Genomic DNA, 14,899 nt, shown 5'->3' with positions numbered 1-14,899 from the left:
CAATGACTCAGCAGTCCGTCGGCAACCCCACGCCGGTCACCAACGCCTCGCACTTCCAGCAGCCGTCCGGGATGCCGGTGCACAAGTACGGCCGGTACGACGCCGTCGAGATCCCCGACAGGACCTGGCCCGAGGCCCGCATCACCAAGGCTCCGCGCTGGCTCTCCACCGACCTGCGGGACGGCAACCAGGCCCTGATCGACCCCATGAGCCCGGCCCGCAAGCGCGAGATGTTCGACCTGCTGGTGCGGATGGGCTACAAGGAGATCGAGGTCGGCTTCCCGTCCTCGGGCGAGACCGACTTCAACTTCGTACGGTCGATCATCGAAGAGGGCGCCGTCCCGGAGGACGTGACGATCTCCGTCCTCACCCAGGCCCGCGAAGAGCTGATCGAGCGCACGGTGGAGTCCCTGCGCGGCGCCCACCGCGCGACCGTGCACCTGTACAACGCGACCGCCCCGACCTTCCGCCGCGTGGTCTTCCGCGGCTCGAAGGAGCAGGTGAAGCAGATCGCGGTGGACGGCACCCGGCTGGTCATGGAGTACGCGGAGAAGATCCTCGGCCCCGAGACGATCTTCGGCTACCAGTACAGCCCGGAGATCTTCACCGACACCGAGCTGGACTTCGCCCTGGAGGTCTGCGAGGCGGTCTGCGACGTGTGGGGGCCCGAGGAGGGACGCGAGATCATCCTCAACCTGCCCGCCACGGTGGAGCGTTCGACGCCCTCCACGCACGCGGACCGGTTCGAGTGGATGTCGCGGAACCTGACCCGCCGCGCGCACGTCTGCCTGTCGGTGCACCCGCACAACGACCGCGGGACCGCCGTCGCCGCCGCCGAGCTGGCGATCATGGCCGGTGCGGACCGCATCGAGGGCTGCCTGTTCGGCCAGGGCGAGCGCACCGGCAACGTCGACCTGGTCACCCTGGGCATGAACCTCTTCTCGCAGGGCGTCGACCCGCAGATCGACTTCTCGCAGATCGACGAGATCCGCAGGACGAGCGAGTACTGCAACCAGATGGAGGTCCACCCGCGCCACCCGTACGCGGGCGACCTGGTCTACACCGCCTTCTCCGGCTCCCACCAGGACGCCATCAAGAAGGGCTTCGACGCCATGGAGGCGGACGCGGCCAGGCAGGGCAGGACCGTCGACGACATCGAGTGGGCGGTCCCGTACTTGCCGATCGACCCGAAGGACGTCGGCCGCTCCTACGAGGCCGTGATCCGGGTCAACTCGCAGTCCGGCAAGGGCGGCATCGCGTACGTCCTGAAGAACGACCACAAGCTGGACCTGCCGCGCCGCATGCAGATCGAGTTCTCGAAGATCATCCAGCAGAAGACGGACGCCGAGGGCGGCGAGGTCACCCCGAAGGCCATCTGGGGAGCCTTCCAGGACGAGTACCTGCCGAACGCGGAGAACCCGTGGGGCCGCATCCAGGTCCGCTCGGGACAGACCACGACGGACACCGACGGCCGCGACACCCTGACCGTCGAAGCGGTCGTCGACGGCACGGACACGGTACTGACGGGTGTCGGCAACGGTCCGATCTCCGCCTTCTTCGAAGCGCTGGCCGCGGTCGGCGTCGACGCCCGCCTGCTGGACTACCAGGAGCACACGATGAGCGAGGGCGCCTCCGCACAGGCCGCCTCGTACATCGAGTGCGCCATCGACGGGAAGGTCCTGTGGGGCATCGGCATCGACCCGAACACGACTCGGGCCTCCCTGAAGGCCGTTGTCTCCGCCGTGAACCGGGCAGCGCGCTGACCTGAGCGTTTCCCCCGTGACCCGTGAGGTCCCGGCCACCGGCACCGGTGGACGGGACCTCCGTCTTTCGCCGGGGTGCTGACGCCGCCTCCCGGATGTGGCTAACATCACGTCCAACCCCGGCAAAGATGCCGAAGCGTGACGGAGGTGCGCGGTGCTGCCAGTACGAGGCCGATCGTCCAGCCCGTGGGGCGGCGTGTGGGGCGGCGTGGTGCGCGGCCCGTGGGGCGTGCGCACCACCTGGACCACCGTGGGCGACGGCGAGTTCTTCTGTCCCGGCTGCGGCGGCGACCGCAACTACGCCCACCGCACGGGCCGTCGGCGCCTCACCGTCCTCGGGATCCCCCTCTCCACGCGCGGCACGGTCGGCCCGGTCGTCCAATGCGCGTCCTGTGAGGGGCAGTTCGGGGCGGACGCCCTCGACCACCCCACCACGGTCCGCTTCTCGGCGATGCTCCGCGACGCCGTCCACACGGTCGCCCTCGCCGTCCTCGCCGCCGGCGGTACGTCCTCCCGCACGGTGACGAGCACCGCCGTCGCGGCGGTCCGCTCCGCCGGGTTCGAGGACTGTACGGAGGATCAGCTCACCCATCTCGTCGAGGCGCTGGCCGCCGACACGGGGCGGTACCTGCCGGAGGGCGCGGCGGATGCGGCCGCGGCGGATGCGGCAGGCGCGGCGGGAGCTGCGGGGGCGGACTGCCCGTACAGCGCCACCCTCGCCATCGAGCTCCACGAGGCGCTCGAACCCCTCGCCCCGCACCTCGCCCCGGCGGGCCGCGAGTCGATCCTGCTCCAGGGCGCCCGCATCGCCCTCGCCGACGGGCCGTACAGCCCGGCCGAGCGGGAGGTGCTGGTGACGGTGGGGACGGCGCTCCAGCTCTGCGCGGACGACACGGCACGGCTGCTGGCGGCGGCGCGGACGCCTTCCTGATGCTCCCCGGGGAGTAGTGCCGGGCCCGTGCGGCCCACGGTGGTACTGCCCAACTCGGCCCTGCGCCCGACGAGTTGTGCGCAGGCCGGCGGAAGGCTTGGGGCATGGACACCACTCAGCCCCGCCGCCGTATTCCCTGGGCGGTCCTCGCCCTCTGGGTGCTCGTGCTCGCCGTCGCCGTGCCCTTCGCCGGGAAACTCGCCGACGTGCAGCGCGACAACCCCGTCGACTACCTCCCTGCCAGCGCCGACTCCACCCAGGTCGAGCGGCTGCGCGAGCTGCTGCCCGGCGGCGAAAGCACCGACCTGGTCCTCGTCTACCACCGCGGGGGCGGACTGACCGCCCCCGACAAGGCGGTGGCGGCACGGCAGCTGGCCGGCCTCGCCGCGGAGCACCGCTTCCTCGCACCTCCCCGGGGCGTCCCGTCCGAGGACGGCACCACCCTGATGTACCCGCTCTCCAGCTCCGCGCCCGGCACCGACGAAGAGGCCCGCGCCGCCTTCGTCGCCGACGTCCGCGCGGGCGTGGAGGGCGGTGGCGGGCTGAGCGCCGAGGTCGGCGGGCCCGGCGCCCTGGACAACGACCTCGGAGAGGTCTTCGATTCCATCGACGCCACCCTGATGATCGCGACCGTCCTCGTCGTGGCCGTCCTGCTGGTGCTCACCTACCGCAGCCCGTTCCTGTGGCTGGTGCCGCTGCTCGCCGTCGGCCTCGCCGCGATCGCGTCCCGGGCCGCCGTGTACGGCCTCGTCGAAGGCTTCGACGTCGTCGTCACCGGCCAGAGCGGCGGCATCATGACCGTCCTCGTCTTCGGCGCGGGCACCGACTACGCCCTGCTCGTCGTCGCCCGCTACCGCGAGGAACTCCGCCGCTTCGCCCGCCCGTACGACGCGATGCGCGCCGCACTGCGCGGCTGCGGCCCCGCCGTCCTCGCCTCGTCCGGCACCGTCGCCGCCGGGCTGCTCTGCCTGCTCGCCGCCGACCTCAACAGCAGCCGCGGGCTCGGCCCGGTCGGAGCGGTGGGAGTGGTCTGCGCACTGGCCGCGATGATGACGCTGCTGCCCGCCCTGCTCGTCCTCCTCGGCCGGCGCGTCTTCTGGCCCCTGATCCCGCACTACGGCAGCGAGGCCCCGAAGCGGCGCACCTTCTTCGCCCTGATGGGCGGTTCGGCCGCCCGCCGCCCGGTCGTCGTCCTGGTCACCGGCATGGTGGCGCTGGGCGCGCTCGCGCTCGGTGCGCTCAACCTGCCCGGCGAGCTCAAGCAGGCCGACAGCTTCACCAAGGCCCCCGAGTCGGTGTCCGCGACGGCGAAGCTGTCCGCCGCGTACCCCGAGCGGGGCACCAGGCCGATCAGCGTCTTCGCCCCGAGCGCGACCGCGCCGCGTGCGCTGGCCTCGGCCCGTACCACCGAAGGCGTCGCCGCGGCCGAACAGGGCCGCAGCGGCGGAGGCTGGACCGAGATCGAGGTCTTCGCGAAGGCGGCCCCCGAATCGGCGGGCGAGTTCGCGACCGTCGAACGGCTGCGGGACGGCGTGGGCGCCGAGTACGGCGCGCACGTGGGCGGGGCGAGCGCCCAGGCCCTCGACACCTCCGCGACCGACGACCGGGACCGGCTCGTCGTCGTCCCGCTGGTGCTGGCCGCCGTCGCCCTGATCCTGGTGGTACTGCTGCGGAGCCTCGTCGCCCCGCTGCTGCTCATCGTGGGTGTGGTCGCCGTGTGGGGCGCCACGCTCGGGATCGGCGGCCTTGTCTTCGGACCGCTGCTCGGGTTCGCGGGCTTCCACTCCGGGCTCGCCCTGCTCTCCTTCGTCTTCCTGGTCGCGCTCGGCGTCGACTACGGCATTTTCCTGATGCACCGCATGCGGGAGGAGGCGGTGCGCGGCGCGGAGCCCAGGGAGGCGGCACTGACCGCGCTCCGCACGACCGGCGGCGTCATCGCCTCCGCGGGGGTCGTCCTCGCCGCGACGTTCATGGTGCTGGCGTCGCTGCCGCTGGTCTCGATGGCCGAGATGGGGATCCTGGTGGCGGTGGGGGTGCTGCTCGACACCTTCCTCGTACGGACGTACCTGGTGACGAGCGCGAGCCTGCTGCTCGGGCGGAAGGTGTGGTGGCCGGGGAAGCTCTCCCGGAAGCCGGCGGCTGCGGCTGCGGCTGCGACGGCGCAGTCGCAGCCGCAGTCGCAGTCCCCAACTCCCTTGCCGGGCATGGCGGACGAGCAGGTGCGTGGCGGAGGATGAGCATGTGCCCCCGTTCACCGAACGGGCCCTGGCCGTGCTGAACCGGGACCCGCTCGACGCCCCGCACCGCCTGCGCACCGACACGGCGATCGCCGCCGCCGTCGGTGCGCTGGTCGCTGCGCTCGGGCTCGGCCTGGTCGTGGACAGCGGCCGCCAGCCGGACCTGCGCGGCTGGCTGCTGCTGACGGCGACGGTGCTGCCGCTGGCACTGCGGCGGGTCCTCCCGGTGCCGGTCCTGGTGGTGACGCTGGCGGCCGTCGCCCCGTACCACGCGCTCGACTACAACCACGCCGCCCCCGTGCCCGCCTCCCTGGTGGCCATCTACACGGTGGCCGCGACCGGTCGCCCGCTGTGGACCGTGCCGATCGGGTCGGGGGTGGTGGCGATCGCCGTGACCATCATGTTCACGGTCGACTCGCACCAGGGGGCGGAGGTCCTCCGCACCTCCGGGTGGATCTTCGCCGTGGTCGCCCTCGGCGTCTACATGCGGCTGCACCGGCGGTACGTGGCCGCCATCGTCGAGCGAGCGGAACGGGCGGAGCGCACCCAGGAGGAGGAGGCCGCCCGGCGGGTCGCGGAGGAGCGGCTGCGCATCGCCCGCGACCTGCACGATCTGCTCGCGCACTCGATCACGCTGATCGGCGTGCAGACGTCGGTGGCGGCCCATGTGCTGACCGTCGACCCGCAGCGGCTGGACCGGGTGGCGCTGGTCGGTGCGCTCGACGGGATCGCGGAGACGTGCAGGACCGCGCGGGGGGAGCTCCGTACGACGCTGGAAGTGCTGCGGGCGGGGGAGGCGGAGTGTGAAGGCCCGTTGCCGGACCTGGCCGCGCTGCCGGATCTGGTGGGGAGGGCGGAGGCGGTGCTGGAGCTGCGGATGGGGGACGCGAAGGCCGCTCCGGCGGTGGAGGCGGCGGCGTACCGGGTGGTGCAGGAGGCGTTGACGAATGCGGTGCGGCACGGCGGGGCCGGGGTGAAGGCCGTGGTGCGGGTGGTGGTGGACGGGGGGAATCTGCGGGTGAGTGTCAGGGACGACGGGGTGGATGGAGTGGATGGAGTGGACGGGGTGGACGGGGTGGGTGGATCTGGGGATTCCGGTGGTTACGGGCTCGTCGGGATGCGGGAGCGGGTCCGCAGCGTGGGCGGGACGCTGACCGTGGGTCCCCGTGCGGAGGGCGGCTTCGAAGTGAGCGCGGTGCTGCCGTTGGGAGTGGACGGATGACGATGATCAGGGTGCTGCTGGCCGACGACCAGACCCTCGTACGGGCGGCCTTCGCGGTTCTCGTGGAGTCGGCGCGGGACATGGAGGTGGTGGGCCAGGCGGGCACGGGTCGCGAAGCGGTCGAGCTGGCCGCGTCGGAGCGGGCGGACGTGGTGGTGATGGACATCCGGATGCCCGAGCTGGACGGGATCGAGGCGACCCGGCTGATCGCTGCGGACGAGGACCTGGCCGGGGTACGGGTCCTCGTCCTGACGACGTACGACACGGACGAGCACATCATGGCGGCGCTGCGGGCGGGGGCGTCCGGCTTCCTGGTGAAGGACACGCGTCCGGCGGACCTGCTGGACGGGATCCGTACCGTCGCGGCGGGCGAGTCGCTGCTCTCGCCGGGGCCGACGGGGCGGCTGATCGCACGGTTCCTGCGGACGCCGGAGGTGCCGGCTGCGGGCGGGCCCGAGGGGTTGTCGGAGCGGGAGCGGCAGGTGCTGGGGCTGGTGGCGCGCGGCCTGAACAACACGGAGGTGGCGGAGACGCTCGGGCTGTCGCCGCTCACGGCGAAGACCCACGTCAGTCGGATCATGGGGAAGCTGGGGGCGAGGGACCGGGCACAGCTGGTGATTGTGGGGTACGAGTCGGGGTTGGTCGTGCCGGGGAGCGGGGGCGGGAGTGGGAGTGGGGGAGGGAGCGGTATGTAGGTGGGGGTGGGGCGGGGTCGGAGGGTGGGGGTTTCGGGCTGCCGCCCTTGGCGGGATAGTGGCGCTTCCGGGGGAGGTGCGGGGAGTGGTGCGGGTTTCGTTGCCGGGTGGTGGGTGTGTGGGTGGGGGCGCCGGGAATCCCTGCGGGTGGACTTCAGATCCCGTGCGTGGGCGGGTGGGGGCTTCGGAGAGGGGTGGTCGTGGGTTCGATCTGTTGGGGTGGGTGGGGGTCGGATCTATGTCTTGGTGGCACGTGTAAGTGAGACATCTTTCTGAGGGGGGCGTGGGGGACGGGCATGGTCGGTGACTGTGTGTCAGGTTGTTCGCATGGTGCATGAGGAAAGTGAAGTGGCGGAAGTCGTGGAGGAGGGGCGGGAGCGTAAGCGGGGGTGGAGCAGTGGGTTGACGCTCACTACGGGCGCGTTTCTGTTTCTGTTGTTGCGGCTCTTTGCCGTGTCCGGCTACCAGTGGCACACGGCGTTCGCGGTGCTGCACACGATCGACCTCGACGACAGCATCGGGATCGTGCTCGGCACGGTGATGGCCGATCCGGTGGTGGCGGCCGTGCTGCTGGCGGTGTTGTTGCCCGCTTTCCTCTTCCGGGTGGTGGGCGGATTCCTCCTCGCGGTACGGATCCGGCGCGGCGGTGCGACGGGGCTGCCGGAGGGTGTGCGGGGGTCCGGCGGGCTGGACATCGCCGGTCTTGTGCTGCTGGCGATCGTGGTCGCGGGCGTGACGGCGTACATCATGAGCTTCCGCGCGTGGTGGCTGCCGCTGGTGTCGCTGCTGGTGATGGCGGCGATGTTCGGCATCGGCGCCCTGGCCAGGCGCGACCACGGGCAGGTCGGTGCGGCGTCGCGGTGGGCGGGCCGCCATGTGGTCGGCCTGGTCGTCGGGCTGGCGGTCGTCGGCCTGCTCGTCAGTGCGGCGGTCGTGCGGACGCCGTGGATGCCGTTGGAGCGGGTCGAGGTGAAGGGGGAGCGGGCGCCGTTGGTGGGGTACGTACTGGAGGCCGAACCGGGGTTCCTGAAGTTCATGACCGATGAGGGTCGGGACTTTCTGATCCTCAACGAGGGGGAGGTGGAGTCTCGCGAGGAGATCGTCGACCATTAGCCGTGCGGCGCCGTGGTGCGTCTGCGGCGCCGTTGTGGGGTTGCGCAGTTCCCCGCGCCCCTAATGGGGCGCCCCCTACTGCTTGAGCGAGTCGATGAAGGGGGACCAACTTCCGGCGGGGAGAAGGAGGATGGGCCCGTCCGGCACCTTGCTGTCGCGGACGGGGACGACGCCGGGGAGGCAGTCCGAGACCTCGACGCAGCTGCCGCCTTCGGCGTTGCTGTAGGTGCTCTTGCGCCAGAGGGCCGCGCCGGGGAAGTCGTGCGCTACCTCGACGCAGTTGTCGGCGTTGCCGCTGCTGTAGGTGCTCTTGTGCCAGAGGGCTGAACTCAGGTCGGGCTGCTGCATTTTCTGTAGTCCTCCGCCACCGCTTCGATCAGGTGTAGGGACGCCGACGGTGACAACGCGGCTGCCCTGAGTAGATCGTAGGTGCGCTGCGCCCGCTTCACCATCGCCGGATCATCGAGCAGGTTGCCGGTATACAGGCCCTCTGTATAGGCCACCGGTGGTGCGTCCTCGAACTCCATGAGGCGCAGCGACTTCCCCATGGTGGGGTAGACACCCTCGCTGAACGGGATGATCTGGATGAGGCCGCGCCCGGAGCGTGCAGTGGCCACGACTCTGTCCAGTTGCTCGGCCATGATGGCCGGACTTCCGACAGCGACCCGTAGCGCTGCTTCGTGCACGATTGCCCAGTACAACGGCTTCTCGGTGTTCGTGAGGATCTTCTGGCGCTCCAGCCGGTCGGAGACCATTCCCTGGACCTGCTCGGACGACCTATCGGGTCCTGCGCTGACCATCAGCGCCCGCGCGTACTCCGCTGTTTGCATGAGCCCGGGGATGAGCATGCTTTCGAACTCGTAGATGCTCGTTGCATGCGGCTCAAGTTCCGCAGTGGACGTGAAGTAGTGCTCGTAAGCCGAATCGCCGATCAACTTTCGCCAGGTGCGCTCGAAAAAGCCGTCGGTTTGTAGCGCAACATCAATGCGCTGCGCCACATCCAATTGCGGCTTCCGAATAGCCTGTTCGAATTGGCCGATGTATCCGCCAGAGACGAACACCATGCGTCCCAAGGCCTCTTGGGTCAGTCCGGCTGCTTCCCGGCGGTACTTCAGCTCGTCCCCGAAGTGCTCCCACGATCGCTGGCGCCCAGCATTGGCCACAGCTCAACCCCCTCGCCAAGCCACGCAGTTGTAGTGCGCAGACCTCTTCCGAGAGTAGCCATCCCGACCCACGCTCGTAATGCAAAACGTGAAATCCATTCGGGACGGGAAGTGATGGCAATGCTGGAAAGCCCGCACCACTCTGCGGAATGCATCGAAGAGGCGGAGGAAGTTGTGAAGAGATTGCGCGCGGCTCTGGAGAGGGCCGGCATCGTGCTGCCGTCGCTCGGTGTGGAGGCCACCTCGTACACGAGGGAGGTCGGCTGTCCGCTGGTGGACCTGGGCCGGTGCTCGGTCGACACGGCGCGGCGGATCGCAGGGGCGCTGCCCCGTACGGAAGGGAGCGGGGAACGGTGAAGCAGGCGTCCCTCGGCTCGTACGTGGTGGATCTCACCACCGGACGGGTCGGCCGCGTCGTCGCCAGGGTGGGCCGGCTCCTGCGGCTCGCCCCGGTGGGCGGGGGGCGGGAGTGGAACTGCGACCAGGGCGACGTCCGCCCGGCCACCGCGTCCGAGCGGCTGAGCGCGGCGACGGCGTACGTGAACGCCCGCAGCAGGGGTGAGCTGCCCTGACTGCGGGCGTTCAGGTACGGACGGGAAGGGGGGCCGGTGCTGAGCGACCGGGCCCCCTTCTCCGTACGGGACAATGGAATGCATGAGCCTGTTCCGTGACGACGGCATCGTCCTGCGCACCCAGAAGCTGGGCGAGGCGGACCGCATCATCACGCTGCTCACCCGCAATCACGGCCGCGTCCGTGCCGTCGCGCGCGGGGTGCGGCGGACGAAGTCGAAGTTCGGGGCCGGGCTTGAGCCGTTCAGCCACGTGGACGTGCAGTTCTTCGCGCGGGGCAGCGAGCTGGTCGGGCGCGGGCTGCCGCTGTGCACGCAGGGCGAGATCATCGCTCCGTACGGGAGTGGGATCGTCACCGACTATGCCCGGTACTGCGCGGGGACGGCCATGCTGGAGACGGCGGAACGGTTCGCCGACCACGAGGGCGAGCCCGCCGTACAGCAGTACCTGCTGCTGGTGGGCGGCCTTCGCACCCTCTCCCGCGCCGAGCACGCGCCGAATCTGATCCTCGACGCGTTCCTGCTGCGGTCACTGGCTGTCAACGGGTACGCGCCCAGCTTCGACGACTGTGCGAAGTGCGGGATCGGCGGGCCGAACCGGCTGTTCTCCGTCGCGGCGGGCGGGGTCATATGCGGTGACTGCCGGGTGCCCGGCAGCGTCGTACCCTCTGCGGAGGCCGTCGGGCTGCTGAGCGCGCTGCTCACGGGGGACTGGGCGACGGCGGACGCGTGCGAGCCGAGGCACGCCCGTGAGGGCAGCGGGCTGGTGTCCGCGTATCTGCACTGGCACCTGGAGCGCGGGCTGCGCTCGCTGCGGTACGTGGAGAAGGCCAAGTAAAGCCATCTGAAGAAGTCAGCACAGCGAGTCAGCACAGCAGGGAGAGCACGAGCCATGGCACGACGCGGGATTCTCGGACGCAACCGGCGCGAGTACAAGATCCCCGAGCCGCACCCGTCCGGTGCGCGGCCTCCGAAGATCCCCGGTGAGCTGGTCCCGGAGCACGTGGCGATCGTCATGGACGGGAACGGCCGGTGGGCCAAGGAGCGCGGGCTGCCGCGCACCGAGGGTCACAAGGTGGGCGAGGGTGTGGTGCTCGATGTGCTGAAGGGGTGCATCGAGATGGGAGTGAAGAACCTTTCGCTCTACGCCTTCTCGACCGAGAACTGGAAGCGGACCCCGGACGAGGTGCGCTTCCTGATGAACTTCAACCGGGACGTCATCCGGCGCCGGCGCGACGAGATGAACGAGCTGGGCATCCGGATCCGGTGGGTCGGCCGGATGCCGAAGATGTGGAAGTCGGTCGTCCAGGAGCTGCAGGTGGCTCAGGAGCAGACCGTCGACAACGACGCGATGACCCTGTACTTCTGCGTGAACTACGGGGGCCGGGCGGAGATCGCGGACGCCGCCCAGGCGATCGCGCGCGACGTGGCCGCCGGGAAGCTCGACCCGTCGAAGGTGAACGAGAAGACCTTCGCCAAGTACATGTACTACCCGGACATGCCGGACGTGGACCTGTTCCTGCGGCCCAGCGGCGAGCAGCGCACCTCCAACTACCTGCTGTGGCAGAGCGCGTACGCCGAAATGGTCTTCCAGGACGTGCTGTGGCCGGACTTCGACCGCCGCAACCTGTGGGACGCCTGTTACAGCTACGCCCAGCGCGACCGGCGGTTCGGCGGAGCTGTCCCCAACGAGCAGCAGAATGGCGGTAGTTCGCCCCTTCCGCAGGTACCCGAACAGGGCTGATACCGGGGGCCCCGGCAGTATCATTCCGCCGAGGGGAGCACGTGCACGCCCGGCGGACCGGCTCCCCGGGGCGGGGGTCTGAGCGGTGACGGAGCGACTCGTGGTGTCCGGTGCGGAAGCCGGGACGAGGGGCCTCGACGCGGTACTGCTGCTGGTCGAGGACGACTCCGCCGACGCGCTGCTGTTCACGGAGGTGCTGGCGGACAGCGACCTGCGGGCCGAGGTCCACTGGTGCACCTCCCTGGCCGAGGCGCGCAAGTTCCTCGGCGGGCACACCGGACCGGTGTGCGTACTGCTGGATCTGCACCTGCCGGACGTGCGGGGGCTGGACGCCGTACGCCAGCTGCTTGCCGCGCACCCGGACGCGGCGATCGTCGTACTGACCGGTCTCGTCGAAGGCGGGGCCGGTCAGACCGCCGTGGCGGAGGGCGCGCAGGACTATCTGGTGAAGGGGCGCCTCGACGCCGAGACCCTGAGCCGGGCCGTGCGGTACGCCGTGCAGCGCAAGCAGGTCGAGCAGGCCTCGGTGGCGCTGCACGCGGGCCGGCTGCGCGCCGAGGAGAACGCCCGGCTCGAACTGGGGCTGCTGCCCGTGCCGTTGCTGCGGTCCACGGGGTTCGAGGTGGACGCGCGGTACGACCCCGGGCGTGAACAGGGCCTGCTCAGCGGGGACTTCTACGACGTCGTGCAGACCGCCGACGGGACCGTGCACGCGGTGATCGGCGACGTGTCCGGGCACGGGGCGGCCGAGGCCGCGCTCGGGGTGTGCCTGCGGGTGGCGTGGCGGGCGGCGGTGCTCAGCGGCTGCACGGGACCCGCCCAACTCAGGCTCCTCGAAGAGATCATGGCGGCCGAGAGATCGGCCCAGCAGGTCTTCGCCACCTTGACCAGCCTGGTCTTCCCCGCCGACCGGCGCTCGGTGCGCGTGGTGCGGGCCGGGCATCCGGGGCTGCTGCTGCGCGGCCCCGCCGGCACCACCTGGTACGACCCGCCAGGCGGCATGGCGCTCGGCATCTCGCCCGGCACCGGCACCTGGCCGGAGACCGACCTCCCGCTGGAGCCCGGCACCGGCATCGTCGTCTTCACCGACGGGCTCTTCGAGGGGCTGACCGGGCCCCGCACCCGGCTCGGCGAGAACGGGCTGCTGCGGCTCGCGAAGGAGTACCAGGCGCTGCCCGCGGGGCAGTTCGTCCAGGCACTCGTCCAGGCGGCGACGGCCGCGGCGGCGCCGCACGGCGGGCTCTCCGACGACATAGCGGTGCTGCACCTGGCCTGGGGGAGCGACTGAGGTGGCCCGCACACTCGGCCGGGCGCCACTTCGGTTCGACCGGCTTTCCGTGCGGGGCTGGATCCGTCTCGTACTGCTGGTCATGGCCGTGCTGCTGGTGCTCTGCGCGGCCGTCGGAGCGGCCCTGCTGGACCGGGCCAATGTCCGCAACGCCGACCTCGTCGACCACATCCAGCCCGGCCGCTCCGCCACGCTGCTGCTCCAGCGCTCCCTCCTCGACCAGGAGACCGGCGTCCGCGGCTTCGCCCTCAGCGGCAACGAGGCCTTCCTCGCCCCGTACGTGGCGGGGGTGCGCGAGGAGCGGCGCCACCTCGCCGACACCGCCCGGCTCCTGGGCACCGGGGGGAGGCTCGGGAGCGACCTCGCGGCGGTGCGGGACAAGGCGGCGCAGTGGCGCCGGGAGCAGGCGGCGCCGCTGATCGCCGCGATCCGGGACGGGGCGAGCGTCACCTCCGTACAGCCGCGCGTCGAGGGCAGCAAACGGTCCTTCGACGAGCTGCGCGCACTCCTGCGCGTCCAGGAACGCCACCTCGACGAGGCGCGCGTCGCCGCCCGCGCCGACGTGGAGAGCCTGCGCACCCTGCGCGACTGGGCGTTCCTCGGCATGCTCGCCGTGATCGCCGTCACCGGCCTCCTGCTCGCCCTGCTGCTCAGCCGCATGGTCGTCCGCCCGCTGTCCGCCCTGCGCGCGGCGGCCGACCAGGTCGCGTGCGGCGACTTCGACCGGCGCATCGACGTGCCGGGGCCCGAGGACGTACGGGCGGTGGGCGCGTCCGTGGACTCCATGCGGCGGCGCATCGCGGGCGAACTCGCACAGGCCAGGGCGCGGGAGGCGCAGCTCGCCGCACAGGCCGCCGACCTCGACGAGCAGGCACAGGAACTGCGGCGCTCCAACGCCGAGTTGGAACAGTTCGCGTACGTCGCCTCGCACGACCTGCAGGAGCCGCTGCGCAAGGTGGCGGCGTTCTGCCAGCTCCTGGAGAAGCGGTACGCGGACGTGGTCGACGACCGGGGAAAGCAGTACATCGACTTCGCCGTCGACGGCGCGAAGCGGATGCAGATCCTGATCAACGACCTGCTGACGTTCTCCCGGGTGGGCCGGCTGGACGCCGACCCGGTCCCGGTCGCCATGGACGCCGTACTGGACCGGGCGCTCGGCAACCTCGCCACGGCGGTCGAGGAGTCCGGCGCGGTCGTCGAGCTGCCGGACCGGCCGCTGCCGGTGGTGGTGGGCGACCCCACCAGCCTCACCATGCTGTGGCAGAACCTGATCGGCAACGCGATCAAGTTCCGGCACCCGGAGCGGACGCCGGTGCGGATCGCGGTGCGCTGCGAACGGGCCGGGGAGCACTGGCGGTTCTGCGTCACCGACAACGGGATCGGGGTGGCGCCGGAGTTCGCCGAGAAGGTCTTCGTCCTCTTCCAGCGGCTGCACGCGCGGGAGGAGTACGCGGGCACGGGGATCGGCCTCGCGCTCTGCCGGAAGATCGTCGAGTACTACGGGGGGACGATCCGGCTCGCCACCGACGGGGTGTCGGAGGGGGCCAGGGTGTGCTTCAGCCTGCCGGTGCGGACCCGGCCGCCTTCCGCCACCGCAGCCGCCGCCACCGCACTGTTCGAGTCCACAGGAGCGCGTACGACATGAACACCCCCGACACCCACGAGGTCCCGGCCACCCCCATCGAGGTGCTCCTCGTCGAGGACGACCCGGGCGACGAGCTGATGACCCGGGAGGCCTTCGCCGACAACAAGATCCGCAACAGGCTGCACGTGGTGCGGGACGGGCAGGAGGCCTTCGACTTCCTCTACCGGGAGGGCGCGCACGTCGACGCGGTGCGGCCCGACCTGATCCTGCTGGACCTGAACCTGCCGAAGTACGACGGGCGGCAGGTGCTGGAGCGGATCAAGAAGGACGAGGAGCTTTCGTGCATTCCGGTGGTCGTGCTGACGACGTCGGCGGCCGAGGAGGACATTCTGCGCAGCTACAAGCTGCATGCGAATGCGTATGTCACGAAGCCGGTGGATCTGGATCAGTTCATCGCGGCGGTGCGGCAGATCGACGACTTCTTTGTGACGGTGGTGAAGTTGCCGCCGAAGGGGCGGTGAGGGGGCGCGGGGTGAGCGTGTGCGGTCGCGGAAGGGTGCGCTCCGCGTGGGGGCCGCCCCCTTGCCCA

At 71.0% G+C, this 14,899-nt stretch carries 15 protein-coding genes; 13 read left to right on the top strand and 2 right to left on the bottom strand.

Annotated features, from left to right (window positions below):
* Nucleotides 1–2: 2 nt before the first annotated feature.
* From leuA to ACH4SP_RS20045, 6 genes are all read left to right on the top strand, one after another.
* On the top strand, nt 3–1,763 hold the full coding sequence (leuA, locus tag ACH4SP_RS20070; protein WP_398416719.1) for a 2-isopropylmalate synthase: 1,761 nt from the start codon (nt 3–5) through the stop codon (nt 1,761–1,763).
* A 154-nt stretch (nt 1,764–1,917) separates the two neighbouring features.
* Entirely contained in the window at nt 1,918–2,694 is a 777-nt protein-coding gene (locus ACH4SP_RS20065) for a TerB family tellurite resistance protein (protein ID WP_398416717.1), read from the top strand.
* 104 nt (nt 2,695–2,798) lie between these two features.
* A complete protein-coding gene (locus ACH4SP_RS20060) occupies nt 2,799–4,931 on the top strand; it encodes an MMPL family transporter (RefSeq protein ID WP_398416714.1) in 2,133 nt (710 codons plus the stop codon).
* A gap of 4 nt (nt 4,932–4,935) precedes the next feature.
* The gene (locus ACH4SP_RS20055; RefSeq protein ID WP_398416712.1) at nt 4,936–6,153 is read left to right on the top strand and encodes a sensor histidine kinase; all 1,218 of its coding nucleotides are present in this window, start codon (nt 4,936–4,938) and stop codon (nt 6,151–6,153) included.
* Nucleotides 6,150–6,848 (top strand): response regulator, encoded by a 699-nt coding sequence (locus ACH4SP_RS20050; RefSeq protein WP_398416710.1) that lies wholly within the window; start codon nt 6,150–6,152, stop codon nt 6,846–6,848. Before ACH4SP_RS20055 ends, ACH4SP_RS20050 begins: the two co-directional genes overlap by 4 nt.
* A gap of 402 nt (nt 6,849–7,250) precedes the next feature.
* Nucleotides 7,251–7,961, top strand: a complete 711-nt coding sequence (locus ACH4SP_RS20045; RefSeq protein ID WP_398416708.1) for a hypothetical protein — start codon at nt 7,251–7,253, stop codon at nt 7,959–7,961.
* A gap of 75 nt (nt 7,962–8,036) precedes the next feature.
* Here ACH4SP_RS20045 and ACH4SP_RS20040 read toward each other — a convergent pair whose 3' ends face one another.
* Nucleotides 8,037–8,309 (bottom strand): DUF397 domain-containing protein, encoded by a 273-nt coding sequence (locus ACH4SP_RS20040; protein ID WP_398416707.1) that lies wholly within the window; start codon nt 8,307–8,309, stop codon nt 8,037–8,039.
* On the bottom strand, nt 8,291–9,124 hold the full coding sequence (locus ACH4SP_RS20035) for a Scr1 family TA system antitoxin-like transcriptional regulator (protein ID WP_398416705.1): 834 nt from the start codon (nt 9,122–9,124) through the stop codon (nt 8,291–8,293). Before ACH4SP_RS20035 ends, ACH4SP_RS20040 begins: the two co-directional genes overlap by 19 nt.
* 174 nt (nt 9,125–9,298) lie before the next feature.
* On the opposite strand from ACH4SP_RS20035, the gene ACH4SP_RS20030 reads away from it, so the two are divergent.
* From ACH4SP_RS20030 to ACH4SP_RS20000, 7 genes are all read left to right on the top strand, one after another.
* Nucleotides 9,299–9,481, top strand: coding sequence for a hypothetical protein (locus tag ACH4SP_RS20030; RefSeq protein ID WP_398416703.1), 183 nt, complete (start codon nt 9,299–9,301; stop codon nt 9,479–9,481).
* On the top strand, nt 9,478–9,696 hold the full coding sequence (locus ACH4SP_RS20025; RefSeq protein ID WP_398416701.1) for a hypothetical protein: 219 nt from the start codon (nt 9,478–9,480) through the stop codon (nt 9,694–9,696). Before ACH4SP_RS20030 ends, ACH4SP_RS20025 begins: the two co-directional genes overlap by 4 nt.
* Before the next feature lie 82 nt (nt 9,697–9,778).
* Complete coding sequence (gene recO, locus ACH4SP_RS20020; RefSeq protein ID WP_398416699.1) at nt 9,779–10,531, top strand: DNA repair protein RecO; 753 nt, start codon at nt 9,779–9,781, stop codon at nt 10,529–10,531.
* A gap of 54 nt (nt 10,532–10,585) precedes the next feature.
* Nucleotides 10,586–11,437: an isoprenyl transferase gene (locus tag ACH4SP_RS20015; RefSeq protein WP_398416697.1), complete on the top strand. Its 852-nt coding sequence runs from the start codon at nt 10,586–10,588 to the stop codon at nt 11,435–11,437.
* Nucleotides 11,438–11,522: 85 nt separating this feature from the next.
* On the top strand, nt 11,523–12,725 hold the full coding sequence (locus tag ACH4SP_RS20010; RefSeq protein ID WP_398416695.1) for a PP2C family protein-serine/threonine phosphatase: 1,203 nt from the start codon (nt 11,523–11,525) through the stop codon (nt 12,723–12,725).
* Between the two features lie 82 nt (nt 12,726–12,807).
* The gene (locus ACH4SP_RS20005; RefSeq protein ID WP_398417200.1) at nt 12,808–14,370 is read left to right on the top strand and encodes a CHASE3 domain-containing protein; all 1,563 of its coding nucleotides are present in this window, start codon (nt 12,808–12,810) and stop codon (nt 14,368–14,370) included.
* On the top strand, nt 14,367–14,831 hold the full coding sequence (locus tag ACH4SP_RS20000; RefSeq protein ID WP_398416693.1) for a response regulator: 465 nt from the start codon (nt 14,367–14,369) through the stop codon (nt 14,829–14,831). The genes ACH4SP_RS20005 and ACH4SP_RS20000 overlap by 4 nt, the downstream gene beginning before the upstream one ends.
* The last annotated feature ends 68 nt before the right edge of the window (nt 14,832–14,899 follow it).

The sequence above is a fragment of the Streptomyces sp. NPDC021093 genome, assembly GCF_044333135.1.
In the GTDB taxonomy this organism is placed as follows: Bacteria; Actinomycetota; Actinomycetes; order Streptomycetales; family Streptomycetaceae; genus Streptomyces.
Note: the sequence above shows the minus strand (reverse complement) of the source record. Positions and strands in the feature narration are given on the sequence as shown.